This window comes from Pseudomonas sp. JAI120, from assembly GCF_014207255.1.
GTDB lineage: Bacteria > Pseudomonadota > Gammaproteobacteria > Pseudomonadales > Pseudomonadaceae > Aquipseudomonas.
Genome location: NZ_JACHCZ010000004.1, coordinates 534,822 through 559,570, shown reverse-complemented (window position 1 = coordinate 559,570; position 24,749 = coordinate 534,822). Strand labels below are relative to the sequence as shown.

At 55.4% G+C, this 24,749-nt stretch carries 15 protein-coding genes, 1 tRNA gene and 1 pseudogene; 5 read left to right on the top strand and 12 right to left on the bottom strand.

Going from position 1 to position 24,749, the window contains the following annotated elements:
* Positions 1 to 44: 44 nt before the first annotated feature.
* Positions 45 to 680, bottom strand: a complete 636-nt coding sequence (locus HDC32_RS23480; protein WP_053135452.1) for a LysE family translocator — start codon at positions 678 to 680, stop codon at positions 45 to 47.
* A gap of 562 nt (positions 681 to 1,242) precedes the next feature.
* Here HDC32_RS23480 and HDC32_RS23475 point away from each other — a divergent pair.
* Entirely contained in the window at positions 1,243 to 2,307 is a 1,065-nt protein-coding gene (locus HDC32_RS23475; protein WP_237683137.1) for a 2,3-butanediol dehydrogenase, read from the top strand.
* A 108-nt stretch (positions 2,308 to 2,415) separates the two neighbouring features.
* On the opposite strand, the gene HDC32_RS23470 is transcribed toward HDC32_RS23475, so the two are convergent.
* From HDC32_RS23470 to HDC32_RS23455, 4 genes are all read right to left on the bottom strand, one after another.
* Entirely contained in the window at positions 2,416 to 3,321 is a 906-nt protein-coding gene (locus HDC32_RS23470) for a DMT family transporter (protein WP_184745650.1), read from the bottom strand.
* 103 nt (positions 3,322 to 3,424) lie between these two features.
* Positions 3,425 to 4,201: an AraC family transcriptional regulator gene (locus HDC32_RS23465; protein ID WP_184745649.1), complete on the bottom strand. Its 777-nt coding sequence runs from the start codon at positions 4,199 to 4,201 to the stop codon at positions 3,425 to 3,427.
* 331 nt (positions 4,202 to 4,532) lie between these two features.
* Positions 4,533 to 4,727 (bottom strand): KTSC domain-containing protein, encoded by a 195-nt coding sequence (locus tag HDC32_RS23460; protein ID WP_256335403.1) that lies wholly within the window; start codon positions 4,725 to 4,727, stop codon positions 4,533 to 4,535.
* 935 nt (positions 4,728 to 5,662) lie between these two features.
* A complete protein-coding gene (locus HDC32_RS23455) occupies positions 5,663 to 9,475 on the bottom strand; it encodes an SIR2 family protein (RefSeq protein ID WP_184745647.1) in 3,813 nt (1,270 codons plus the stop codon).
* Positions 9,476 to 9,883: 408 nt separating this feature from the next.
* Here HDC32_RS23455 and HDC32_RS23450 point away from each other — a divergent pair, with 408 nt between their 5' ends.
* Positions 9,884 to 13,564, top strand: coding sequence for a hypothetical protein (locus tag HDC32_RS23450; protein ID WP_184745645.1), 3,681 nt, complete (start codon positions 9,884 to 9,886; stop codon positions 13,562 to 13,564).
* A gap of 262 nt (positions 13,565 to 13,826) precedes the next feature.
* On the opposite strand, the gene HDC32_RS23445 is transcribed toward HDC32_RS23450, so the two are convergent.
* The 5 genes and pseudogenes from HDC32_RS23445 to HDC32_RS23425 all read right to left on the bottom strand — a co-directional run bounded on the left by HDC32_RS23445 (position 13,827) and on the right by HDC32_RS23425 (position 16,801).
* Entirely contained in the window at positions 13,827 to 14,033 is a 207-nt protein-coding gene (locus tag HDC32_RS23445) for a hypothetical protein (protein ID WP_184745728.1), read from the bottom strand.
* 64 nt (positions 14,034 to 14,097) lie between these two features.
* On the bottom strand, positions 14,098 to 14,889 hold the full coding sequence (locus HDC32_RS23440) for a chromosome segregation protein SMC (RefSeq protein ID WP_184745643.1): 792 nt from the start codon (positions 14,887 to 14,889) through the stop codon (positions 14,098 to 14,100).
* Positions 14,883 to 15,314 (bottom strand): annotated as a pseudogene (locus HDC32_RS23435) (DNA/RNA helicase, superfamily II protein); the annotation flags it as partial. The pseudogene HDC32_RS23435 and the gene HDC32_RS23440, both read right to left, overlap by 7 nt.
* Positions 15,315 to 15,321: 7 nt before the next feature.
* Positions 15,322 to 16,557, bottom strand: coding sequence for a tyrosine-type recombinase/integrase (locus HDC32_RS23430; protein WP_184745641.1), 1,236 nt, complete (start codon positions 16,555 to 16,557; stop codon positions 15,322 to 15,324).
* Between the two features lie 167 nt (positions 16,558 to 16,724).
* Positions 16,725 to 16,801, bottom strand: a tRNA-Arg gene (locus HDC32_RS23425).
* A gap of 370 nt (positions 16,802 to 17,171) precedes the next feature.
* Between HDC32_RS23425 and gabD the strand changes: the two genes are divergently transcribed.
* Both gabD and gabT read left to right on the top strand, forming a co-directional pair.
* A complete protein-coding gene (gene gabD, locus HDC32_RS23420; RefSeq protein WP_027607874.1) occupies positions 17,172 to 18,614 on the top strand; it encodes an NADP-dependent succinate-semialdehyde dehydrogenase in 1,443 nt (480 codons plus the stop codon).
* A gap of 181 nt (positions 18,615 to 18,795) precedes the next feature.
* On the top strand, positions 18,796 to 20,073 hold the full coding sequence (gabT, locus tag HDC32_RS23415) for a 4-aminobutyrate--2-oxoglutarate transaminase (protein ID WP_131697013.1): 1,278 nt from the start codon (positions 18,796 to 18,798) through the stop codon (positions 20,071 to 20,073).
* A 107-nt stretch (positions 20,074 to 20,180) separates the two neighbouring features.
* On the opposite strand, the gene HDC32_RS23410 is transcribed toward gabT, so the two are convergent.
* Together HDC32_RS23410 and desA are read right to left on the bottom strand one after the other, a co-directional pair.
* Positions 20,181 to 21,182, bottom strand: coding sequence for a sensor domain-containing diguanylate cyclase (locus tag HDC32_RS23410; RefSeq protein WP_184745639.1), 1,002 nt, complete (start codon positions 21,180 to 21,182; stop codon positions 20,181 to 20,183).
* 188 nt (positions 21,183 to 21,370) lie between these two features.
* Entirely contained in the window at positions 21,371 to 22,555 is a 1,185-nt protein-coding gene (gene desA / locus HDC32_RS23405) for a delta-9 fatty acid desaturase DesA (protein ID WP_131697011.1), read from the bottom strand.
* A gap of 166 nt (positions 22,556 to 22,721) precedes the next feature.
* Between desA and dibA the strand changes: the two genes are divergently transcribed.
* Entirely contained in the window at positions 22,722 to 24,635 is a 1,914-nt protein-coding gene (gene dibA, locus HDC32_RS23400; RefSeq protein ID WP_184745638.1) for a phosphodiesterase DibA, read from the top strand.
* The last annotated feature ends 114 nt before the right edge of the window (positions 24,636 to 24,749 follow it).

Here is a 24,749-nt window from a genome sequence, read left to right as displayed (position 1 = left end):
CCACAAAAGACAGAACGGGCCACAGGTTACCGGTGGCCCCGCGTTCAACGCCGCGCATCAAAAGCCATGCGCACCGCCAGACCTGCCAGCACCGTCCCCATCAGCCAGCGCTGTACCAGCTGCCATACCGGCTTGGCCGCCAGAAACGTCGCGATGGAACCGGCCATGATGGCGATCACCGCATTGACGCTCACACTGATCATGATTTGGGTAAAGCCCAGCACGATGGATTGCGTCAGCACGCTGCCGTGGCCGGTGGGGGTGATGAATTGGGGCAGCAATGACAGGTACATCACCGCCACTTTCGGGTTCAACAGGTTGGTCACAAAACCCATCATGAACAGCTTGCGGGGACCGTCCCTGGGCAAGTCGCGCACATGAAACGCCGAGCGCCCGCCGGGCTTGACCGCTTGCCAGGCCAGGTACAACAGGTAGAGCGCACCGCCGAGCCTGAGCGCGTCATACGCATACGGCACCGCCATCAGCAACGCGGTAATACCCAGCGCCGCGCACAGCATATACACGACGAAACCCAGTGCCACGCCGCCCAGGGAAATCAACCCGGCCAGCGGCCCCTGGCAGATCGACCGCGAAATCAGGTAGATCATGTTCGGGCCGGGCGTCAGCACCATCCCAAGCGAAATCAGACCATACGCCAGCAGGCTCGACAGTTCGGGCATGGGTTAACTCCTGTAGGTTGAGCGCTTCGTTGCGCAGGTTGAATGCGCCTGATGGTAGGGCGGGAGAAAGGCGCGCGTTAGATACAGATCGGCTGACAAAACGTCATACAGGGCGCTTGCACTCATACCAACCTGTGGCGAGCGGGCTTGCCCCGCGTTGGGTTGCGCAGCAGCCCCAAGACCAGGCGCAGAGGAGTGCCTGATACACCGCATTCGTCTTCATCAGGGGCGCTTCGCACCCCAACGCGGGGCAAGCCCGCTCGCCACAGGTTACTGTTTACCCTTTCTACTTCTTAACTGACTGACATTAGGGCTTGCGCTGAGACGCAACGTCTCACGGTCTCGTCGCTACCGTGCGCGATCTGGCATGGCGCGTCTCGTTTGACCTCGATGCCGGCCACCCTTGGGTTTGCATTCGGTGGCTCTAGGAGAGGGGCGTCCAGACGTTTTTGCGCAACTGGCACCGGCCTTGCTCTGGCCCCTTGCAACCCACCCGGCGCGCCAGTGCCAACCGTTTCAAGGAGACTTCGCTATGAACCTTTCGAGCAACTCGCAACGCAGCATGCGTGCCGCTGTCTGGCACGGTCGTAACGACATCCGCGTCGAAGACGTGCCGCTGCCCGTCTCGCCGCCTGCCGGTTGGGTGCAGATCCGCGTGCAATGGTGCGGCATTTGCGGCTCCGATCTGCATGAGTACGTGGCCGGCCCGGTGTTCATTCCGGTCGACGCCCCGCACCCGCTGACCGGGATAAAGGGCCAGTGCATTCTCGGTCATGAGTTTTGTGGCGAGATCGTCGAACTCGGTGCCGGCGTGGAGGGTTTCAGCGTCGGCGAGCCGGTGGCGGCCGACGCCTGCCAACACTGCGGCACGTGCTACTACTGCACCCACGGGCTCTACAACATTTGCGAGAACCTGGCCTTCACCGGCCTGATGAACAACGGTGCCTTCGCCGAACTCGTCAACGTGCCCGCCAACCTGCTGTACAAGCTACCGGCGAACTTCCCCGCTGAAGCCGGTGCACTGATCGAGCCTCTGGCCGTCGGCATGCACGCGGTGAAAAAAGCCGGAAGCCTGCTCGGGCAAAACGTCGTGGTGGTCGGTGCCGGCACCATCGGCCTGTGCACCATCATGTGCGCCAAGGCGGCGGGCGCGGCGCAGGTGATCGCGCTGGAAATGTCCGGCGCGCGCAAGGCCAAGGCCAGGGAAGTGGGGGCGACCCATGTGCTCGACCCCAACGAATGCGATGCCCTGGCCGAAGTACGCCGCCTCACCGGCGGGCTCGGCGCGGATGTCAGTTTCGAATGCATCGGCAACAAACACACCGCCAAACTCGCCATCGACCTGATCCGCAAGGCCGGCAAGTGCGTATTGGTGGGCATCTTCGAAGAGCCCAGTGAATTCAACTTCTTCGAGTTGGTTGCCACGGAGAAACAGGTACTCGGTGCGCTGGCCTATAACGGTGAGTTCGCCGACGTGATCGCTTTTATCGCGGATGGGCGGCTGGACATCTCGCCACTGGTGACGGGGCGCATTCAGCTGGAGGAAATCGTGGGGCAGGGCTTTGAGGAGCTGGTTAAAAACAAGGAACACAATGTGAAGATCATTGTGTCGCCTGCCAGGGTCTGACGCGCACGCTCAACGCCGCAGTCTTTGCCCCACTCCTGACTCCCCAAGCAAGCAGAGAAGGGGAGTGGGGCGCGTGTGGGCTCGACTGAAAAGCTCGGCCCGTCGAGATCACCGTGAGGACGTGCGTGAGCGTGAAGTGGCGATGACCGCCCCCGTAATGATCAACACCGCGGGGATCATCAGGATCGGCTTGGCCTCGCTTTGCCCCACGGCAATCAGCAGCAGCGTGGAGAACAGCGGCGCCAGGTAAGACAGGGCGCCCAGCATCGATAGGTTTCCGTGCTTGGTCGCGTGGTCCCAGGCGAAAAAAGCCAGGCCTACCGGGCCCAGCCCCAGGGCAATGATCGCCGCCCACTGGCCCGGCTCAGGCCGCACCGTGGTTTCGAAAGCCAAGTGGCAGAGCCCCCCGGCCACTGCCACCAGCCCGCAGATTCCCCCGATGATGCTGCTCGGAACATGGCTGAACCGCCGGTTGAACACCGAATAAATCGCCCAGACCCAGGCACACGCAAAGGCTGCGGCGTAACCGATAACCGGCATCGACGCACCGTCACTCCGGGCCCGCAGCTGCATGATGAAGGCCGTCCCCGCCAGGCCGAGCAAGGCGCCCAACAGCTGGCGCTTGCGCAGCGACTCGCCGGTGGCAAAGCTCGACAGCAGCACGATCAGCAGCGGCCACAGGTAGGCAATCAGGCTGGCTTCAGCCGCAGGCGCGGCCTTCAGGGCAAAGAAATACAACGCGTGATAGACAAAGATGCCGGCAAATCCCGTCGCCCACACAGACCAGGGCTGGCGCCAACTGCTGAACCCTGCTGCGCCACGCCGCCCCAGCACGCACAGGCTGGCCACGAACGCGACCGCGAAGCTCGACGCCAGCAACTGAAAGGCCGGGATCCCGGCGGTCAAGGTGGTCAGAAGCGCCAGGCACGCCCACAAAAACACGGCAATCACCCCGATCAGCGTCGCACTGGCGGCGCCCTTGGCAAGGGTGATGGATGGGTTGGAAGTGCTCATGCAAGCCCCGTCTGCGGATAATCCTCAAGCGCGAACAATAGAAAGGTCGAGAGAGCGAGTATTGATCAGGCCCGCCAAAGAATTGTTCGGGACTGCTGTTTTTTCAGGGGAGGGGCCCTTGTTTACGCACCACGGCCGGCGTCAGATGGCGGGCTTTCTTCAGGGCATGGGTTAACGCACTCTGGTCGGCGTACCCGGCGCGATGCGCAATATCAATGATCGACAAAGACGTTTGGCGCAGCAGGTCAATGGCCAGATTCAGGCGCAAGTTCGCGATATGCGAGAACGGCGTCGTGTTCAGGTGCTGCCCAAACAGCACATACAAACGCCGCTCACTCGTGCCCGCATAACGCGCAATATCATGCACCGTCAGGGCGCTGCCCAAGTGCTGCTCAATGTAGGCCAACGCGCGAGCAAGAATGAACTGGCCGGGATCACTCCGCGCAACCTCGGGCTGCAATAACGAACACAACAGCAACCGACTCCAGGACTCGGCCATCGCGAGCGAGCCGACCAACCGTGGCCCGTTGCAGCTGGCGTAATCGAGCAAATGCCGTATATCGGGCCTGACCGCAAAAAAGCGCTTGTCGTTGAGTGGCTCAAATGACGCAATCGTGCCCTGCTGCGCTTCGCCACCGTCGGTCGAAACGTCCAGCACCAGGAAACGGTTATGGGGGTTGGCCAGAAACGTATGCCGGGCCCCGGCAGAAATCACCACCCCCTGACTCGCATCGACCTTGCCACCTCGTCCGTCGACCTCAATCTCCATCGACCCGGATTGGGGGAGCACGACTTGATGAAAGTCATGCTGGTGAAGCTCAACCTGGCCGGAGTAAGAGCGCAATGACAGGGAGAGCAATTGGGGGGTGGTGGTGCTCATCCGTGAGTCTCCGGGGGTGAGGGGGGTATCGTATGTCAGCGGTCTGGTTGGATGCCAGAGTGTATCTGGGGGGATTCGTGGGGGGGGAAGACAGCGGTAAACCGTTAGACACAAGAAAGCCCGCACGGGGCGGGCTTTTTGGGGTGTTTTGTAGAGTGTCTGAGACAGCACGAGACTGCTATATGGTGCCCGGCGTCGTTTGAACTGGTCGGTAAGATGCCCTGTTTATAAGGGGGCTTGTGGTGGTGTCTCGGTTAGGCATACACAGGGGCATACACGCCCCCCGGTGCTGGGTGTGCATCTGGCTTGAAATACGTCTGTATGCCCAGGTCTAGCACTGGTAACGGTCCTTGATCATCCTATCGAAATACGTACCTTTCGAGCCGGCACCCATTAGGCCTTGATGGATGTTAGGTGGGACGCGGCAGTAGTCGTAAGTACGCCCTTGCTTGAACGTGATTTTCATCCTGCCTGTAGCTGGGTCATAGCCGACCGCTGTGATCGCCGTCGAGTTGACACGAACCATATCCATAGCGCTTTCCCTACCCCTGATTGATGACGTTCTTTGTTCTGATACTAGTCGGTGTTTCGTTCGGCGGTGCCATTGCGTCCGTGCAAAAGTTGGGCGGGGCTGAAAAGCCGCTGGGGACCCTGAGGTTTTTCTTCCAGTACGGGGCATGAAACCCGCGGGATCGAGTTAGTGGGAGGCATTGGAAGTTACTGAAATTTCAATCGTTGAAATTGAAAGGATCTTGAAGAAAAAGAGCCATCGTTACCGCTTCGGTAAAGGTGGCTGTATCTGTTGCTGATAGTGAACACCTGCATAGCGTCAACCACGGTAATGGGTGTCAACCACGTCAACCTGTCAACCAACTTAAAAAATCCAGCCGCTAACACGAACGCGCGGGTTCTATGCCCCGTGTCTATCGGAAATGCCCAGGGTCCCCATCGGCTTTCCGATTCATAGGGCAAATGCACTGGTGAACAGCAGTTCACCCGGTTCACCTGTTCACTAAGCTGGGCTCCTTTCCGCTGACACGATCACGCGGGTTTCCTACCCCGTGCTAAACCGACATGCGCAGGGACCCTCGCTAACTAACCAAAGCCAAGAGCATGATCGATCTCCCTTCGCTGGAGGAGCAATACTAATGGGGCTCCGGGGATACACTAATAAACCGTGTTACGGGTGTTACGCGTGTTACGTGACATGCTAACTGATTGATTTTAAAGTGTTTGTGTAGTGTTACACGGCTGCTCTTCGCTTGCCGATAGACGTGTTACATGGCAAATAGGTGTTACATCAATAGTGCTCTACGAGGAGCGGCTTATGATGATTCGGGTGACTGACATTCGACCAGAGCCCTTCGATTAGAAAGGCCGCAACCGCCAAAAGGCGGACATTCAACCAGAGTTGCTGCGGTCAAAAATACTCGTTGAGTTTTGGAATTGGGAGACCAAGGTTTAGCTTCGCTCAACAAGATCGACAAGGCGTAAATAACGTGAATCCGATTTCAGATCAGGCTGGGTTTCCGCGATCAGAGCTAGCACCTTTGGCAACTCGTATGGAGGGTGTGTGAGAATCTGGGGTGTCACTCTGTTCATCAAATCCAACGTTGTTTCAGGGAATAGAACGGTAATCGGTTTTTCATCGTTTAACTCTCGAGTGAACCGGTAGAACGGATGATCATTTGTCTCCACTGCCACCAAAAATTTCTTTACCGCTTCATAGACCGCGGGGAAACTATCGCCGGTGTCATCAAGCATGCCTATCCAGGCCCTCATCGATGATGAGGTCCTATATCGGCGTTCTCTTGGCCAGTCCTTGTTGATTAAAGGGATGACGTGTTTGGCCCAACCGCCCTCGTTTTTCTGTCCAACCTGGCCCAGCCAGGAGATGAACCGGTTCCGAGTGTCATCAGACATTGCTCGAAAGACCGAACGCATTTCGCCTTGTGAAAGACCGCCAGGCTCATTCGGGTGAAATACGCACATGTAGCCTAGCCATTCGGCGGCTCCTCTTGAGAGGTCACGATCCCATGAAAATCCTTCGACCCACGGAAATAGGTGAAGCAGGAGCGGTTTGATGATTTCTCGCAACGCCCGTCGAGGCACTTGGTCACTATAAAGAAATCCGTTCCACGCTGGCTCCGAAGCTGGATGTTCGAACGCCAACATGGGAACAAGTCGTTCCGTGGTCCAGGAGGGATCTACGAACATGAGCCAGTTCAGCCTCCTACTTGCTATTGATACCGCATGATCTGAGCCCACACCAGGTACAGCTAAGAGGCGCTCGACACGAGACTTGATGTGGTCTGGAATTAGTGAGCAGGCGGCCTCCTGCTTCTCTCTGGGCACTGCGTGGAAAAGGGCCTCGGTACACATGCCGACGGGGCCGTTGATTGCATGGCCATATGTACGCAAGGACCGCTCAATAATTTTTCCACCTTGGTGGGTTTCACCAAGACCACTCTTCGCTGCATCGGCTCCCCCGCTTAGGATGCCTTCGACGATATGATCGTAGACCGCCCAGCCGAGATCAGCATCAAATTCAAGGATTGCCACCAGGTGCTGTTGGAGCCATCGGCCCAAAGTATGGTTCAGTTTGACGATAATTATATGCGGGAGCCGTGCTACTCGGTTCAGGAATACTCGTCTCAGCCTGGTTGTGGTGTCTGCAGGAAACTCATTGATCATGGACGACCAGAGCGCTTCTGGGTAGTCGCCAGCCCTACCTGCAATCGTTAGCGCAGACAATGCCTTTCGCGGATTGACTTTCACCAAGCCAGTAAAGGGTCGCTTCTCGATGAAGCTGCCAAAGTCACGTTTCAGCTCTTCCTTTGCCTTGGAAACTACCTCGTTTACGGGAAGATCCAAGACCGCATCTGGTTTTTCGTCCGTACCGACCCAGCCGGTGTGGGAGCCGTGCTCAGTGACCGTCGAAGTCGCCCAAGCGTCGCTCCAACCATGAATACCTCCGATCATCTTGGCAAGCCGGTCACTACGAATGGTTGTAAGCTCACAACCCTGTAGTTCGAGATATCGAGCGTATCTTGCAGTGAACTCATCCCGCAGGTCATGGAACTCTTCGTCAGACCATTGAATACGCTTATCGGGGCCCGTCAAGATACGGTCGATGACCTGATTCCGACTCACCTGAGAGAACTCTTTCCATCGGTCAACCAGTAAGAAAAGAAGCTCTCTGGCCACATCAATGTCCCAGAATGCCTGCTGATCTAAGAACAAGACTTGCTCGGCAACCCAGTCGGCCTCGAAGACGTTTACTTTGCTATATGCGTAGAGTTTTAGCTTTCGGAAGAAGAACCGCTCCGTTGTGGGCCAAGTCGTTGCATGTGCCTTCGCCAGTTCTGGCCATTTAGCAGCCATTTGGTCGAAAAGTTGAATAAACCAAGCCACGGTCTCCGCAGCTTTCGTGATGTACTTTTTTCCGTCAACCTCACGTTCCGGATAGCAGGTGGGTATACGGAAGTACATGGTCTCGATATCCCCCAATAGCCCTGAGGCGACAGTAAGTTGCTCCTGCAGGATGCCAAATACCTGTGGTAATACGTCTTCGGGGATGTCTAAATTTTCGTTGTGCTTATCAAGGAACATGACTTCGTACTGACCAAGATCGCCGAGATGAATGTCCCCCCAAGATGCCAACGGAGGCTTGGACTGCCCCAAGCCAAAAGGTCGCTTGATCTCCAATCGCGGAGTCGCAACCCTCCGGAATTCTCTTAGGACACTAGCCGTCCATCCCTCCGCATTAATCCGCTTCTTTAAGTCAAACCATTCGCCATTCCACTGACGATTGCGAGGGTCTCGATGGTGTTCGAGGATGAGGTTCCAGATATGACGAGCTCGTTCGTTGAGAGCCTTTGAATGCTCCACTTGCCACTCAAGTTGCTGTAGAAGTCGCGGATGCAGACCGTTCTGACGAATGGTCCACCAGGCCAGCACAGGGCTTTCGATGGTCTTGCTGACCCAGGTGATAAGGTGGCCAAGCCTTATTGGCGTCGCCTCGAAACCTCCTGCTTGTCGACCACCCAGCCGATGAAACTCATGTGGATTGTCGTCTTCGTCTCGCCAGACTAATAGATTGTCGTTGCTTACACCCTGCTTGCGATCATCCTCAGAAATATCGCACAGATCGTCATCAAGCCCGTAAGCGACTATAGGGTTAAAGCTCTCTGCATCGCCGCCATAGCCGCGACTTGGCTGGGCAGATCGGACATACGCATCCATCACACATACCCATTCAGGATGCGGTGTCGGATCAGCTTCCGAGAACAATCTCGCTCCCTGTACTGTGCGAAGGACATGAGCCACTTGGCCACGCTCATGAGGGGCAAGGACCTTCGGATCCTGCTGACTTTGAGCGATTATGGATGCACGCCAGCTGCGCGGATCATCGGCTCGTTCGGCCCAAGCTTCCATGCTCATCCATAGGTGCGAGTGATCGGAATAGGCTATGGCTGTAACTCCTCGGTCACGCCACTTAGCTTCGATGTCCTCAGGAAGCCCACGGTCAAAGGCATAGAGTCGGGACCGATCATACTGGCCGTCATGGTTGAGGCCCTGAAGAAGATATTTAACGGGAGGGTCTTCCGCCTGATAGCCGACTAGAACAACGGTATGTCGTTCGAGGAGGTGCCTGATGAAGTTGGTGGCCCATCCTTCTGAGAGGTATGCACGTCCGAAGTCCGCGCTGCTCAGTACGTAGGGATGAGTTTCAGAGGCTGCTTCCACCAGTCGTCCGTGAAGATATGTGATGCCCTCTATCTTCGATCCGAAGTTCAGATCAGGAAAAGCAGGCGGCACATGCCAGGCCAGATGCCCTCCTACTTGCCCTGCCTCGAATAATCGGTCGAAGTTCGTCGTGACAATTTGTGGCACGCCGCTCTGACTCGAAGAAATCCGCTTGATCAGATCGTGCTCACGTCCAACATCTTTGCTTTGTAGGGGAGCACTTAGCCGCTCTGTGACCAGAGCGTTCACTTCATCCTTACCGTATTCAAGGTGGAGGAGGTTGAAGATTTGGTCGAGTGGGACATTCGCTGCAGATTGACCGTCCAGCCATGGCCGAAACGCGGTCATAATTTCTGAATCGGCAGGTGGGTCAAAAAATTCAATGACGTGACGAGTAAGCCCGACGAAAGTAGGCATACCCGATGGAAACGAAACCCCGGCACCGCATAGGAATACGACGCGGCCAGAATCACAGCGCTCCAGGAGGATATCTGGGATCGAAGGGCCATCGGGATGGAATCTCATACGCTCAATTCATCAATGCTGTTTAAGGTTGTCATTCCGGAGCGGCGAATACGCTTCCGACGTTAGGAATACTGATACCGAGCCGAACAGTATAGGCGTGCATCGGCAGCGACTGCCGCCTATATCTCCATGTAGCTAAATCTGATCTGAAGGGTAACGGCAAGGAACCGCTTTTGGCCGATTTTGGTCAGAAGCAGCCACTCGCACCTTCGCATCAAATGGCCCATTGAGTTTAAGGAGAGGATGAGACTTCGCTTGAGAATGCCAATCAGCTCGTCGATCAGACACTGGCTGCTCGAAAGCACATTGCTACCTGGCACTGAGGAGGCATACTGCCAGTTAAGGAACCTGCTTAGATGGCTGGGTGGCATCCGAAAGACAGTTCAATAGAGGTCAAGGAAGGTAGAAATGAAGCAATTGAAATTGCTACTTACACTGCTAAAAAGCAACTCGATTTTTAAAATTCTTGCAAGTCGATTTCAGACTGAGCGACCTCTTCGCAACAAATTTTTTGATTTGGCCCCCATCGATGCCGCTGATCAAGATGGTCTCTACCAAGCGGCGCTTCGGTTTGCCATGCGCAATCCAGCGGTGCGAAATGTTGCCATCACCGGTCCTTATGGATCAGGTAAGACCAGCGTAATTAAAACTTTCGAAAAGAACTCTTCATACCGTTTTCTGAATATTTCCCTCGCGACGTTCAGTGACCCCAACGCTTTGAATGCTCCAGAACAAGATCCCGAAAAGGACGTAACTGTAAGGGTCGAACGCAGCATTCTCCAACAAATGCTTTACGGTGCTGGGGCGGGAACACTACCGTACTCACGATTCAAAAGAATCTCCAGGCCTCGCTGGGTTGAACTCAACGCCATCCTGTTCGTAGGCTGGGCAGTGGCTACCGGTTTGCTGTACAAGAATCATGATGAGTTATTAAAAGCTTTCTCCTCTGGCACGTTGGCTTGGCCTTGGGTTTTTACAGTTGTCTATACTTTATTCTACCTGGCAAGATTGATTTCAAAAGCTTTAAGAGCTTCGCACTCGATATCGGTAAAGAAGCTGACTCTGCAAAGTGGCGCGGTGGAGCTGGACGGTGTACCTGAGAGTTCTATACTTAACAAGCATCTTGATGAGATCATATATTTCTTCGAGGAGAATAGTTATGACTTGGTGGTTTTTGAAGATCTGGATCGATTCGGGAACCCAGAAATTTTTATAAAACTAAGGGAAATAAATAAAATAATAAATGATCGGCCGCGACGCTCATTCTTGTTTTTTTCTTCCAAGAGAAGGCAATCGCTGAAGTTTTTTTATGCAATCAAAGACGATATTTTTCTCAATAAGGATAGAGCCAAGTTTTTCGACTTTATAGTCCCAATTATTCCGGTAATTAACAACTCTAACTCTCGTGAAATTCTAAAAAAATGCATTCATGCGGCTGGTTACAAAGAGGATGTAAGCGAAAGATTTATAGGGGAGGTTGCGCTGTATCTGGATGATGTGCGTCTAATTAAAAATATAAGCAACGAATTTTTTATATATGAGAATAAGGTTGGAGCGAGCAAACTAAATTTCAGTAAGCTTCTAGCGGCGATCATTTACAAAAATGCTTATCCTAAAGATTTCGAAAACCTACACCATGGAAGCGGTGCACTGTTCGAAATCGTCCAGCAGCGAACATGCATCCTAGTGCAGTTGGCAAAAGAAATAGATAGTGAACTTGGATCTTTGAGGAATCTTATTGCAGAATCTGAAGAAGAAAATTGCAAAGATGTCGTAGAGCTGATTAAGATTTTTTGGGGTCACTTGTGCAGCGCTTTCACTGAATATGACATTGTTAGTGTGTACGCGGGGGATACTATCTTTAACGCACAACAGATACTGGAGTGGAATAATTTTGAACAGCTTTTCAACGAGACGAATTTAGCCGTACACGGTAAGGCTAGGGGCGGTTACTACAGTAACGAACAAAAAATACATCTTTCGCTGTCGTTTAGAGCGCTTGAAGAAGCTATCGCGCCTGGCATTACCTTTGTTGAACGATACAAAAATATCATCAACAAGGCTGTCAAAAACAGGATCGAAATCAACTTAAAAATCGAGAGACTGAAAGATGAGAAATCTTCTCTGGCTCGACAGCCGCTACATCATCTTCTGCGTTTGGTAGGTTTTCAAATAAATGATCTGACAGAACTGCATCAGATTATAGATAGCCGACTTCTTAACTACTTAATTCGAAATGGATATCTTGATGAAACGTATCATCTCTACATATCTATTTTTCACGAAGGTCGGATGTCTCGTAATGACTGGGATTTCATCCTGGCAATCCGCGACTTCAGGACTCCTGATCCGACACTGATGATCGATAATCCATCAGAAGTTGTAGAAGAGCTCCGTGAGGAAGACTTTGGCTCAGGAACCACTTTAAACGTCAATCTTCTTGATTACCAACTTGACGTCGCTCCAGACTCGCCAAGAATTCAGTTAACCATCAACTACTTGTCGAAGCACCTGCCGGAAACTAGCCAATTCTTCGAGGCATACTGGCTCATCGGCAAGTATTCGTCGTCGTTGACTCAGGCCATAGCTAAATATTGGCCGAGTTACGGAATAGCATCTATTGAAACGACCCTTGCGACACAGCACATCGCTCGAATCGTTGCCTACATCGATCCGTCTTATATTTCTAGCCAAATGAATGCTGACTCGGCGATAGCCGACTACATCTCTGCGCAAGCTGCAGTAATATTTTCTGAGAGCTTGGTTTTCGAACAAGGGTTCGAAGTGCTTGCTTTGCTAGAAGTGAAAATTGAGCAGCTCAGTGATATTTTGAGCCTTACTGAACTTTTTGAATATGTTCATCAAAAAGATCTTTATCGACTGTCTGTAGGTAATGTCAGGTTTTTACTGGCTCGAGCTTTTTTACGATCTACTGATTATAAAGAAAGCAGTAATATCTTTGATCCTGAAAAGTCAAATTACACTGCTATTAGTACTTTCGGAAGTGACTACTTAAAAGCCTATGTTGATAGGGATATTAATGATTATTTGCGTGATGTCGCATGCGCAATAGAAGGTAATACGCAAGAGTCCCCTCAGGCGATACTTAACTTGGTCAATCACCCACAGGTAGAGGAAAGCCTAGCAATTAAGTTCATATTGCAGCAAGACCATGTTTTTTTGGCCTTCGATGGTTTGCCCACCTATCTGTGGGGTGATCTTGTATATCACGAGCGCGTTGCTATGACGTGGATTAATATTCTATGCTTCTACTCGACTGAGGGGGTCGACAAAGATAGGCTCAATGAGGTTCTTAATCGTGAAAACGTTTTTCATCAGCTTTCTGAAAAGAAGATTCCACAATTAGGTGATGGTACCGAGCAAACCAAAAATTTAAGCTGGTTCATAATCTCTAGTTTAGAGCTGAGCGATACGAGTTATCAGTGCCTTTGTAAGAGTATTCCTTTTCATTATGCGAGTTTTCCAAGTGACTTTCCTGAAGAGCGGTTGTTGGTCTTAATTGACTTGCTAGTCGTTCGCCTTAATGAGAAATCCTTTGCGATGACTGAGGCTTCAACAGCACTCAGAAAGGCGCTAGTCATCAAGAATTTCGAAGTTTATAAAGGTGAAGAAGAACAGTATCCTTTAAGCCTCGAAATTAAAGGGCTACTCCTAGCGTCGGCGCTTCCGCTAGAGCATAAGTGTTACTTGCTAAAAAATCTGAGCGTGGGTGAACTTAATGCTGACGACTCGCTCGTTCAGTGCGCCGGGCAAGTACTTGGACGAGAAGATCTTAATGGAAGAGCATTTGAGCGCTCATTAATCTCCCATTGTCTCGCCCATGTCAAAGAAAAATCTAAACGCAAAGATATTCTTTATAACTTTGTTGATGTATTACCGCCTGAAGAGATTCTTGGCGCATTATCAGGCTTAGATTATCCTTATTCGGATTTATCACAGCGTAAAAAAAGGCCCAAGCTGGAGGGGACTGAAAGAAATAGACGATTTGCAGAGTCTTTAGATAGAAGGGATATCATTTCATCCATTAAGGAAGAGGGGTTATTTATTAGGCTGAACACTTATCGATAAGAGCGACTCGTCGAAATTGAAGTGAGCGCATCTACGTTAAATCTGAAATTTATCGGCACTTTCGCATGCGTGGATCCCGCGCAGATGCGCGATTTCCAGTCCGGTTTGAGTACCTGTCGTGCTCGAAGACGTTTTTACAAACTCTCTGCCGTAAGCAGTCATAAGACCAGAGCGTCATAGACCACAAACCGAAAAGATCTGAAGCTTTTTTGTAGTTGGGGGATATAGCAAAGCGGAAGCTGCTTAAGCTTCCGCTTCTTCATTAGCGGTCCTTTCTTTTGAGTTGAAGGTCAATAAAATCTAGCTCTGCCGCGATTGCATCAATCGTGAGCATCTCGACTTTTGCGTCTTTGTTTGCTCTTGCGTTGAGCTTCATATCGCCCATAAGGGTAATTATCCCGTTCAAATGCAGCTTCCGGGCTTTTAGGTAATCAGGCATCTCAGCGCTGTTTTGTGGTGGTGTATTCATGGTGAGACCGATGGTAGGCCCGGAACAACCTGGGTTTCTCAGGCTGCTTCGGGTAAGGTTTGAGTTAACCTGCCAACAGGTCCAGCAGGCTGTGTTGGTGTGAGCGTTTCAGGAGTTCGCGCCAGGTCCAGCTTCCAAAGTGCTCTCCCTGTTCAGGGATATCCAGCTTCATCAGTGCAACCGGGTCACGACTAATCAGATTGCGTGCTGCCCATAATTTACCACCTGTTTCCAGCAGCGCTTTCGCGGTCTCGTTCCACTTTTCTTCCAGCACCATGTTTGCCAGATGTGCTGCTTCTTTTTCAATTTTGGCATGTTCTTTTTGCGCTTCGGTGATGTGCATATCGATCGTCACCAGCTCTTGTTCCAAAGCCGTGATCAGCAGTTTTTGACGACGATGATGCTCAACGGCAGCCGTGAGGCTTTTTGCTGCTTTTTGAGCTTCCGCGTTAGCGGCTTTCTCGCCGTCTACATCGCCCCACGCCACGGCCTGTGCATAGGCCGTGGCTGCGTCCGTCTCAGCTTGTCGAGCTTTTGCCATATCTTCCTGATCGCTTTGGCGGACCTGCTGCAACCGGGTCTCGATGCTGCTGCGCTTTTCGTTAAGTTCCACCTCGTCGGCTTTCCAGTTCGCCATATCGCTGAGATATCCCACAGCCAAGCTCTCACGGTTTTCCAACGTCTCAAGGCGATGAATCCTTTGATTCAGGTTGCGGATCTCAAGACTTCGCGAGTCGATGCGTCTTTGGTGATCGTTGATTTCATCCTGCACGGCCCGTTGACGCCCTTGCTGGATAACCTCGGGACTTTCCAGCGCCGCTTCAAAGGGCGCCAGGTCGAGCCGAATGCTCTCCACTTGCCGTCTTCATCGGGACTCAGGTCGAAGCGATACAGCGCCATGACCGGCTGGCCCTGAGCATCGCGATAGATCCACACTTTGGACGGAACACCGTGTTGCCGGTGTTTGGTTGGACACTTGTTCATGGCCTCGGCTGGGATCGGTTGAATCGCGATCCACTCCGGCGTTGCGCTTTTGGCCGGTGCGCTTTTGGTGGTCGCGGAACCAGCGGAGACGTTGAGCAGATCCGCCAGTTTTTTGCAGGCTTCAACGTCCGTGCCGCCGTCGATGTAGCGCACCAAATCGATCAGGTCTCCGCCCTTGTCGCCGGTGGCAAAATCCGCCCAGGTGCCTTTGCTCAAATTGACCTTGAGTGAGCCTGCGCGCTTGTCGGTACGCGTCGGGTTTGGTGCGGTGTATTCCTTGCCGCCGTCGACGCGTTTGGCGTACTCAGCCCGCCTTTCCAAACTGTCCCTGAATGATGTTGCCTTCTACTAGCTCATCCAGATGATCTGCGTACCACTGCATCATCACTCTACGCTGAGGCAGGTACACCGCTTTGTTGTAGACCCCGGCAATCCCCTCCTTTGCATGAGAGAGCTGGGCCTCAATGTGATTCTCGTCGAAGCCCTGCTCATTAAGTATGGTGCTGGCGATGTGACGAAAGCCGTGGCCTGTTTGCCGACCGGCATATCCCAGTCTGCGGAGCGCCATTAGAAAGACGGTGTTGCTACGCGGGATTGTCCTGTCTTTCCTGCCTGGAAATAGGAGATGGTACGCACCTGTCAGTGTTCGTAACTCTGTGAGCGCTTCAATTGCCTGTCGAGAGAGAGGCACCACATGTTCGCGACGACGTTTCATTCGCTCGGCTGGGATCGTCCATAGCTTTTTGGAGAGGTCGATTTCTGACCAGCGTGCTTCTCGGATCTCGCTCGGGCGCGATGCTAATAAGGAAAGCAAGCGAAGCCCTATACGAACGTCCTTTGCGTGAGGATAGGAGTTGATCGCTCGAAGTAGTGCAGGCAGTTCTTCAATCGAAACGTGTGCGTAGTTTTCAGCGCTACGTGATTGCAGGAATTTGCTGAGACCTTCAACGGGGTTGTGGACGGCTCGTCCTGTTACGCGGGCCAGGTCATAGATCTCTTTGCAAAAGGCACGGACTCGGCCCATTTGTTCAATGATTCCCTTCTGCTCCATGCCGCGTAGAAACTCCATCCATTCCAGGGGCAATATTTCTGTGTACACGCGCTTGCCGAAGACAGGGAACACATGAAGCTCCAGTGCTCCCAGCACTCGTCGGGACGTACCTGCTTCCCAGCTTGTGCGTCTGGCTTCAAACCACTCACGGCCTAACGCTTCAAACGTATTGTTGGCAGCAACCTGGTCGGCAACCTTGCGAGCTTGCTTGCTCACCAATGGATTTTTGCCGGTCGATGCGTCTTCCCGCAGTTGAGCTGCTTTCTGTCTCGCCAATGAGCCACTGATATCCGGGTAGCCGCCGAGACCCAGCCACGACCATTTCCCGTCTGGCTTTTTGTAGCGTAGCTCCCACGATTTTTGCCCGTTAGGTTTCACCCGGAAGTACAGGCCATTCCCGTCCTGCTCACGATACGTAGCGTTCTCCGGCTCCAGGCCTGCAAGTGTGGTGTCTGCTAAGGGGCGGCGTTTGATCTCAGTGCGCTTCACTTCTTGTATGCCTCCAGTTATAGGAATTTCAAAGCATACACGTGGGCATACACGGCGGGAAGTTATAGGGGTAGACAGGGATGGATAGCCAGAAACAAGAAAGCCCGCACGGGGCGGGCTTCTTGGGGTGTTTCGGAGACTGTCTGAGACAGCCCGAGACTGCTATATGGTGCACCCGGCGGGATTCGAACCCACGACCCCTGCCTTCGGAGGGCAGTACTCTATCCAGCTGAGCTACGGATGCTTGTGCGGGCGACATCATACCCATGTCGACCTTGGGCGTCCATGCCGGTCTTTGGCCGTTTCCCAGTAGGAATTTGCCGCTGGAAGGCCCTGCGCCGGGCGCCGTTGGTCAATGCGGCGGAACGCGCTCAAATCACGCTGATCTGAAAGTTCCGGCAAATGCGCCGTTTTCGTTCTTTTTTTCGAACAGACTATTGCCCTGTACCCCCATTGATCCTAGGATTCGTTTGAGATTTCAAACGCTCTGTCTCTCGTGCGCTATTCGTTGATCGCGCGCGCGGGGGCTGATTTCCCTGACGGCAGCCCACAAGGCGCCTTTCAACAACTCTAATTCGCTCCGCGTGCGCGCGGTGCTGTTAAGGAAAGCCGACATGCAGCTCAAAGATTCCCAGTTGTTCCGCCAGCAGGCCTTTATCGATGGCGCTTGGGTGGATGCGGACAACGGTCAGACCATCAAGGTCAACAACCCTGCCACGGGCGAGATTATCGGTACCGTGCCAAAGATGGGCGCCGCGGAAACCCGCCGTGCCATCGAAGCTGCCGACAAGGCGCTGCCGGCCTGGCGTGCGCTGACCGCCAAGGAGCGCGCCAACAAGCTGCGCCGTTGGTTCGAGCTGCTGATCGAAAACCAGGACGACCTCGGTCGCCTGATGACCCTGGAACAAGGCAAGCCATTGGCTGAGGCCAAGGGTGAAATCGTCTATGCCGCGTCCTTTATCGAGTGGTTCGCCGAAGAAGCCAAGCGCATCTATGGTGACGTGATTCCCGGCCACCAGCCCGACAAGCGCCTGATCGTGATCAAGCAGCCTATCGGCGTGACCGCCGCCATCACCCCGTGGAACTTCCCGGCCGCGATGATCACCCGTAAAGCCGGCCCGGCCCTGGCCGCCGGTTGCACCATGGTGATCAAGCCTGCTTCGCAAACCCCGTTCTCGGCCCTGGCCCTGGTTGAGCTGGCGCACCGTGCCGGTATCCCGAAAGGCGTGCTGAGCGTGGTCACCGGCAGCGCCGGCGACATCGGCGGCGAGCTGACCAGCAACCCGATCGTGCGTAAATTGTCCTTCACCGGCTCGACCGAAATCGGTCGCCAGTTGATGGCTGAATGCGCCAAGGACATCAAGAAAGTTTCCCTGGAGCTGGGCGGCAACGCGCCGTTTATCGTGTTCGACGACGCGGACCTGGATAAGGCCGTCGAAGGCGCGATCATCTCCAAGTACCGCAACAACGGCCAGACCTGCGTCTGCGCCAACCGCCTGTACATCCAGGATTCGGTGTACGACGCGTTTGCGGAAAAACTGAAAGTCGCGGTGGCCAAATTGAAGATCGGCAACGGTCTGGAAGAAGGCACCACCACCGGCCCGCTGATCGACGAAAAAGCCGTGGCCAAGGTCCAGGAACACATCGCCGACGCCCTGAGCAAAGGCGCCAAGCTGTTGGCCGGTGGCAAGGTCATGGAAGGCAACTTCTTTGAACCGACCATCCTGGTCGACGTGCCGAAAAACGCCGCCGTTGCCAAGGAAGAAACCTTCGGCCCGCTGGCGCCGCTGTTCCGCTTCAAAGACGAAGCCGAAGTGATCGCGATGTCCAACGACACCGAGTTCGGCCTGGCTTCCTACTTCTATGCCCGCGACCTGGGCCGTGTGTTCCGTGTGGCCGAAGCCCTGGAATACGGCATGGTCGGGGTCAACACCGGGTTGATCTCCAACGAAGTCGCGCCGTTCGGCGGCATCAAGGCTTCGGGCCTGGGCCGTGAAGGCTCCAAGTACGGGATCGAGGACTACCTGGAAATCAAATACCTCTGCCTGGGCATCTAAGCCGGGAAGGGATTGCAGTAAACGCAAAGGGCACGAGAGCGCTGACCCTTTGCGTGTTTCACACCGTTATTCGTAGTGGCCGGGAAAGCTGTGGCAGTCGATCATCGCATGCTGCCGTAGTTGCCTCCCTGCCACGTATTCCTTGAGCAACGCCACCCGATGAGTGGCGAATGAGGACTTTATGAGCAAGACCAACGCTTCCCTGATGAAACGCCGCGAAGCCGCTGTACCGCGCGGTGTTGGCCAGATTCACCCGATCTTCGCCGAATCCGCGAAGAACGCCACCGTGACTGACGTTGAAGGTCGCGAGTTCATCGACTTCGCCGGCGGTATCGCCGTGCTGAACACCGGCCACGTGCACCCGAAAATCATCGCCGCCGTGACCGAACAGCTGAACAAGCTGACCCACACCTGCTTCCAGGTACTGGCCTACGAGCCGTACGTCGAAGTGTGCGAAAAAGTGAACGCCAAGGTTCCAGGCGATTTCGCCAAGAAAACCCTGTTGGTCACCACCGGTTCCGAAGCCGTTGAAAACGCCGTGAAAATCGCCCGTGCCGCGACTGGCCGTGCCGGCGTGATCGCGTTCACCGGCGCCTACCACGGCCGCACCATGATGACCCTGGGTCTCACCGGTAAAGTCGTGCCTTACTCGGCCGGCATGGGCCTGATGCCAGGCGGTGTGTTCCGCGCGCTGTACCCGAACGAACTGCACGGTGTCAGCGACGACGACTCCATCGCCAGCATCGAGCGCATCTTCAAGAACGATGCCGAGCCGCGTGATATTGCCGCCATCATCATCGAGCCGGTACAAGGCGAAGGCGGTTTCTACGTCGCGCCGAAGCCGTTCATGAAGCGCCTGCGTGAACTGTGCGACAAGCACGGCATCCTGCTGATCGCCGACGAAGTGCAAACCGGTGCCGGCCGTACCGGTACCTTCTTCGCCATGGAACAGATGGGCGTTGCCGCCGACCTGACCACCTTCGCCAAATCCATCGCAGGCGGCTTCCCGCTGGCCGGTGTGTGCGGCAAGGCCGAATACATGGACGCCATTGCCCCAGGTGGCCTGGGCGGCACCTACGCCGGTAGCCCGATCGCTTGCGCCGCTGCGCTGGCAGTGATGGAAGTGTTCGAAGAAGAGCACCTGCTGGACCGCTGCAAGGCTGTCGGCGAGCGCCTGGTGACTGGCCTCAAGGCGATTCAAGCCAAGTACCCGGTAATCGGTGACGTGCGTGCCCTGGGCGCGATGATCGCGGTCGAGTTGTTCGAAGACGGCGACAGCCACAAGCCAAACGCTGCGGCCGTTGCCGCTGTAGTGGCCAAGGCGCGTGACAAGGGCCTGATCCTGCTGTCCTGCGGCACCTACGGCAACGTGTTGCGCGTACTGGTGCCGCTGACCTCGCCGGACGAGCAGTTGGACAAAGGCTTGGCGATCATCGAAGAGTGCTTCTCCGAGCTGTAAGCGGAAGCTGACCTGATCGACAGAAAAAACCCGCTTCGGCGGGTTTTTTTGTGCGCTTGCAGCACCTTCAGACCTCGTCGCACCGCCCCTCCCACAATGATCGGCATTCAGCCAGCGATGACGCGATTCTTGCCCAGGCGCTTGGCCTCATACATGGCGGCATCGGCGCGGGCGAACAGGCTGTCCAGGGTGGAGTCCTCCTCGGTCAGGCTGGCCAGGCCCTGGCTGATGGTCACGCTGAACGCATGGCCTTCATAGCTGAAACTCAGTTCCTGGATCTCTTTGCCCAGGCGCTCGGCCACTTGCAGCGCCATCTCCGGCGCGCAACCCGGCAGAACTGCGGCGAACTCTTCGCCGCCAATGCGCCCGAACAGATCGCCACGGCGCAGTACCCCGCGACCGCTCTCGGCGATACGCCGCAGCACCTGGTCGCCCTCCAGATGGCCGTAGGTGTCGTTGACGTCCTTGAAGTCATCGATGTCCAACAGCAGGAAGGCCAGCGGCGCGCCTTGGGCGCAGGCGCTGTCGAAGGCCTGGTTGGCGCATTCGAAGAAGTGTCGGCGGTTGCTGCTTTGAGTCAGCACGTCGGTGGTGGCGAGACGGTGCAGCTCCAGTTCCATCTGTTTTTTATCAGTGATGTCTTCGGCTATGCCGACCACGATCACCGGCTCGCCAGGTTCGACCTGCTGGTTGATGTAGCACTTGTCGCTCAGCCAGCGGATCTGCCCGTCGGCGGTGATGATGCGGTACTCGCGATCCTCCACGGCACCCTGCTCCAGCACGCGCGCCAGGCTGTGTTCGGCGTAATCGAGGTCTTCGGGGTGAATGCTGTTGCGCCATTCGCGGTGGTCGGCCAGCAACAGGCCGGCGGAACGTCCAAAAATCCGTTCGTATGCCGGGCTTACGTAGAGCACGCGGCGGGTTTGCCAATCGATGGCCCAGAGCACGGCATTCACACTGACCAGCAGCGAACTCAGTAATTGTTCGCGTTCGCTCAGTCGTTCGACTTCGCCCTGGGCATGTACCAGTGCCAGCAGGGTTGCTGCCGCAGCCGGACGCGGAGGGTCAGCGGTAGGGCTGTCGGTGGTGAAGGGCTTTTCGAGAACCATCGGCACAACTCTCTCTGGGCGCGCCGCAAGATCAAGCAGCGGTCACTACAAGGGGTCACCATGATGGCGAAGTGTTCATTGAGAGAGGCGAATTGCAGTGAAGTTCCGTCAATAGTATCGATTGACGGTGTCCGAGAAATGGCGCCAAAAAGCTGATGGGCGGGAGGGAAGGCCCTCCCGCCATGTTGTCATACAGATGCAGGTCGCAGCGAATAGGTCTTCAATTGGTGGGCAAAATCCCGCAGGGACTGGATGCCGCTGGCCTCGGCCTCGTGTACCCATTCCTTGATGGCCGCCAGCATATCGTGGCCGTTGGAGCTGGTCTTGAGCCAGATCTGCTGCAGCGCCAGGCGTTTTTCGTAGATCACTTTCAGCGCCTGGCTGTGTTCCAGCATGCTCTGGATACGCAGGTGGTGGCGGTCATCCAGCAGGCTGGTTTCCCGCGACAGCAGGCGTTTGGCGCGGTGGAACTGGTGGCGCACCGAGTGATCGACCTTCTCCAGCTCCTGCTTGACCAGCGGGCCAATCACCAACTTGCGGTACTGGGCCATGATCTGGAAGCGGTTGTTGAGGATCGCCATGGCGGTGTCCATGTCCAGATGGCCCTTGCCTTCCACGCGGTGGGCAATCGGTGCCACACGCTGCACCTTGGCCAGGCGCAGGAAGCTGAACACTTTGATCCATGCCCAACCCAGGTCGAACTCCCACTTCTTCACCGACAGCTTGGCCGAGTTGGGGTAGGTGTGGTGATTGTTGTGCAGCTCTTCGCCGCCGACGATGATGCCCCACGGCACCAGGTTGGTGGCGGCATCACGGCATTCGAAGTTGCGATAGCCGACGGCATGGCCCAGGCCATTGATCACACCGGCGGCCCAGAACGGAATCCACATCATCTGGATTGCCCAGATCGTGATGCCGATGGTGCCGAACAGCAGCAGGTCGATTACGCCCATGATCGCCACACCCAGCAGCGGGTAAGGGGTGTAGATCTTGCGCTCGATCCAGTCGTCCGGGCAGTTCTTGCCGTAGATGCGCAGGGTCTCGGGGTTTTCGGCCTCGGCACGGTACAGCTCGGCGCCTTTGCGCAATACGGTGGACAGGCCCTTGATCACCGGGCTGTGCGGGTCGTCGACGGTCTCGCATTTGGCGTGGTGCTTGCGGTGGATGGCGGTCCACTCGCGGGTGTTCTGCGCCGTGGTCAGCCACAGCCAGAAGCGGAAGAAGTGTTTCAGGCCAGCATTGAGCTCCAGGGAGCGATGGGCTGAATAGCGGTGCAGATAGACCGTGACCCCAACGATGGTCACGTGGGTCATCAACAGAGTGACTGCCACCAGTTGCCAGGCCGACAAGTCAAGAAAACCGTTGTACCACATAGGCTGTATGGCCCTCAGATAAAGAAAAGAACAGCTCACGCATTATCACTAAGCCTACAGAGAAAACCAGCGGCCCTTTCAGATAAGACTTACCAGATGTTACATATCCTATAATCCCCATTCTTTGTAGGATGATTCTGGGCTTTTAGTAAGGATTACTGGGCATATGCTGTTTTCATACCGTGGAGCCCTGCGTGCGGGGCTGGTATACCTGCTGGCTTCGAGCTTCTGGATAGGCCTCACTCATCGGATATTGATCGAGTTTCTCGATAATCCGACCGACCTGCACCGGTGGTTGCAGATGCGCGTCTATTTGTGGGTAGCGCTCAGCGCCCTGCTGATCTCCCTGATTTGTGCCCGGTCTGCTCAGGCCCACCAGCAGCAGCAACCCTTGAAAGAGAACCGCGAGCGCCTGCGCCAGGCTGCTGCCGTGTTCGATTGCACCCGCGAAGGGGTGTTGGTCACCGACGCCAAGGGCTTGATCGTGCATGTGAACCGGGCCTTCATGGAAATCACCGGCTACCAGCGCGAAGACGTCATGGGCCAGCAGCCGAGCCTGTTCAAGTCCGGTCGCCATTCGTCGAATTTCTATCAACAGATGTTCCAGACCCTGGAACACACCGGTGAATGGAGCGGTGAAATCTGGAATCGGCGCAAAAGCGGTGAGATTTATCCACAGTGGCAAACCATTCGCGTGATTCACGATGACCTGGGTCATCTCAGCCATTACGTTGCGGTGTTTTCCGACATCAGCGCCATCAAGGATTCCGAGCACGAGTTGGCCCACCTGGCCCACCACGACCCGCTGACCGACCTGCCCAACCGCCTGCTGTTCACCGACCGCGCCGAGCAGGCGCTGGCCTCGGCGCAACTGCACAAACGCGGTTGCGCCCTGCTGTTGCTGGACCTGGACCACTTCAAGATCATCAACGACAGCCTCGGCCATAACATCGGCGACCAATTGCTCAAGCTGGTGGGTGAGCGGCTCTCCGCGCTGTTCGGCCCCGGCGTCACCCTGGCGCGCCTGGGCGGGGATGAGTTCGCGGTGCTCGCGGAAAATTGCTCACAGGTGGTGCAGGCGGCGGCGTTGGCGCAGCGCATGCTGGATGAGATGAAACAGCCGTTTATCTTTGACGGCCATCAACTGTTTATCAGCGCCAGCATCGGCATCAGCCTGTTCCCCAATGACGCCCTGAGCGCCGAGCAGTTGCTGCGCAACGCCGATTCTGCACTCTTCAAGGCCAAAAGCGTGGGCCGCGAAGGCTACGCCTTGTACACCGAAGAACTCACCGCCCACGCGCAGAACCGGGTGGAAATCGCCAGCGAGCTGCGCCGCGCCCTCGAACGGCAGGAACTGCGCGTCTACTACCAGCCTGTGCACGATTTGCACACCAGCCGCCTGATCGGCGTCGAAGCGCTGGTGCGCTGGCAACACCCCGAGCGTGGCCTGGTGCCGCCGGGCGATTTCATCCCCATCGCCGAACGCACCGGGCTGATTGCCGATATCGATGGCTGGGTGATGGACCAGGCCTGCCGACAGATGTGCCAATGGCTGGCCGACGGTTTGCCGTTGAGCTTTATCGCCATCAATGTGTCGAGCCGCCTGTTTGCCCGACGCGAACTTTACGATCAGGTCGCCCAGGTGCTGCACGATACCGGCCTGGACCCGGCTTTCCTTGAGCTGGAAGTCACCGAAAGCGCAGTGATGGATGACCCTGAAGTGGCCCTGGAACAGCTGCACCGCTTGCGCGAACTGGGCTTGCGCCTGGCCATTGACGACTTCGGCACCGGCTATTCCTCCTTGCTGCGCCTCAAGCGCCTGCCGGTGCAGAAGCTCAAGATCGACCAGGGCTTCGTCGCCGGGCTGCCGTGGGACGAAGACGATGCCGCCATCGTGCGGGTGGTGATCGCCCTGGCGAAAAGCATGGGCATGCAGGTGCATGCCGAGGGGATCGAACAGGTGGAGCAGGCGCGGTTCTTGTTGGAGCAGAACTGCGATATGGGCCAGGGGTACTGGTTTGGACGGCCGATGCCGGCGCTGGAAATTGACTGGGACCGCGCACCCGCCATTCAGGCTTGAAATGCATTCAAATGTGGGAGGGGGCTTGTGCCCCCCCCCACATTTGGATATTCACAAGGCCTAATTTCTCCGCTCAGACACAAAACCCTCTCGCAACCCCACGCCCTACCAGAA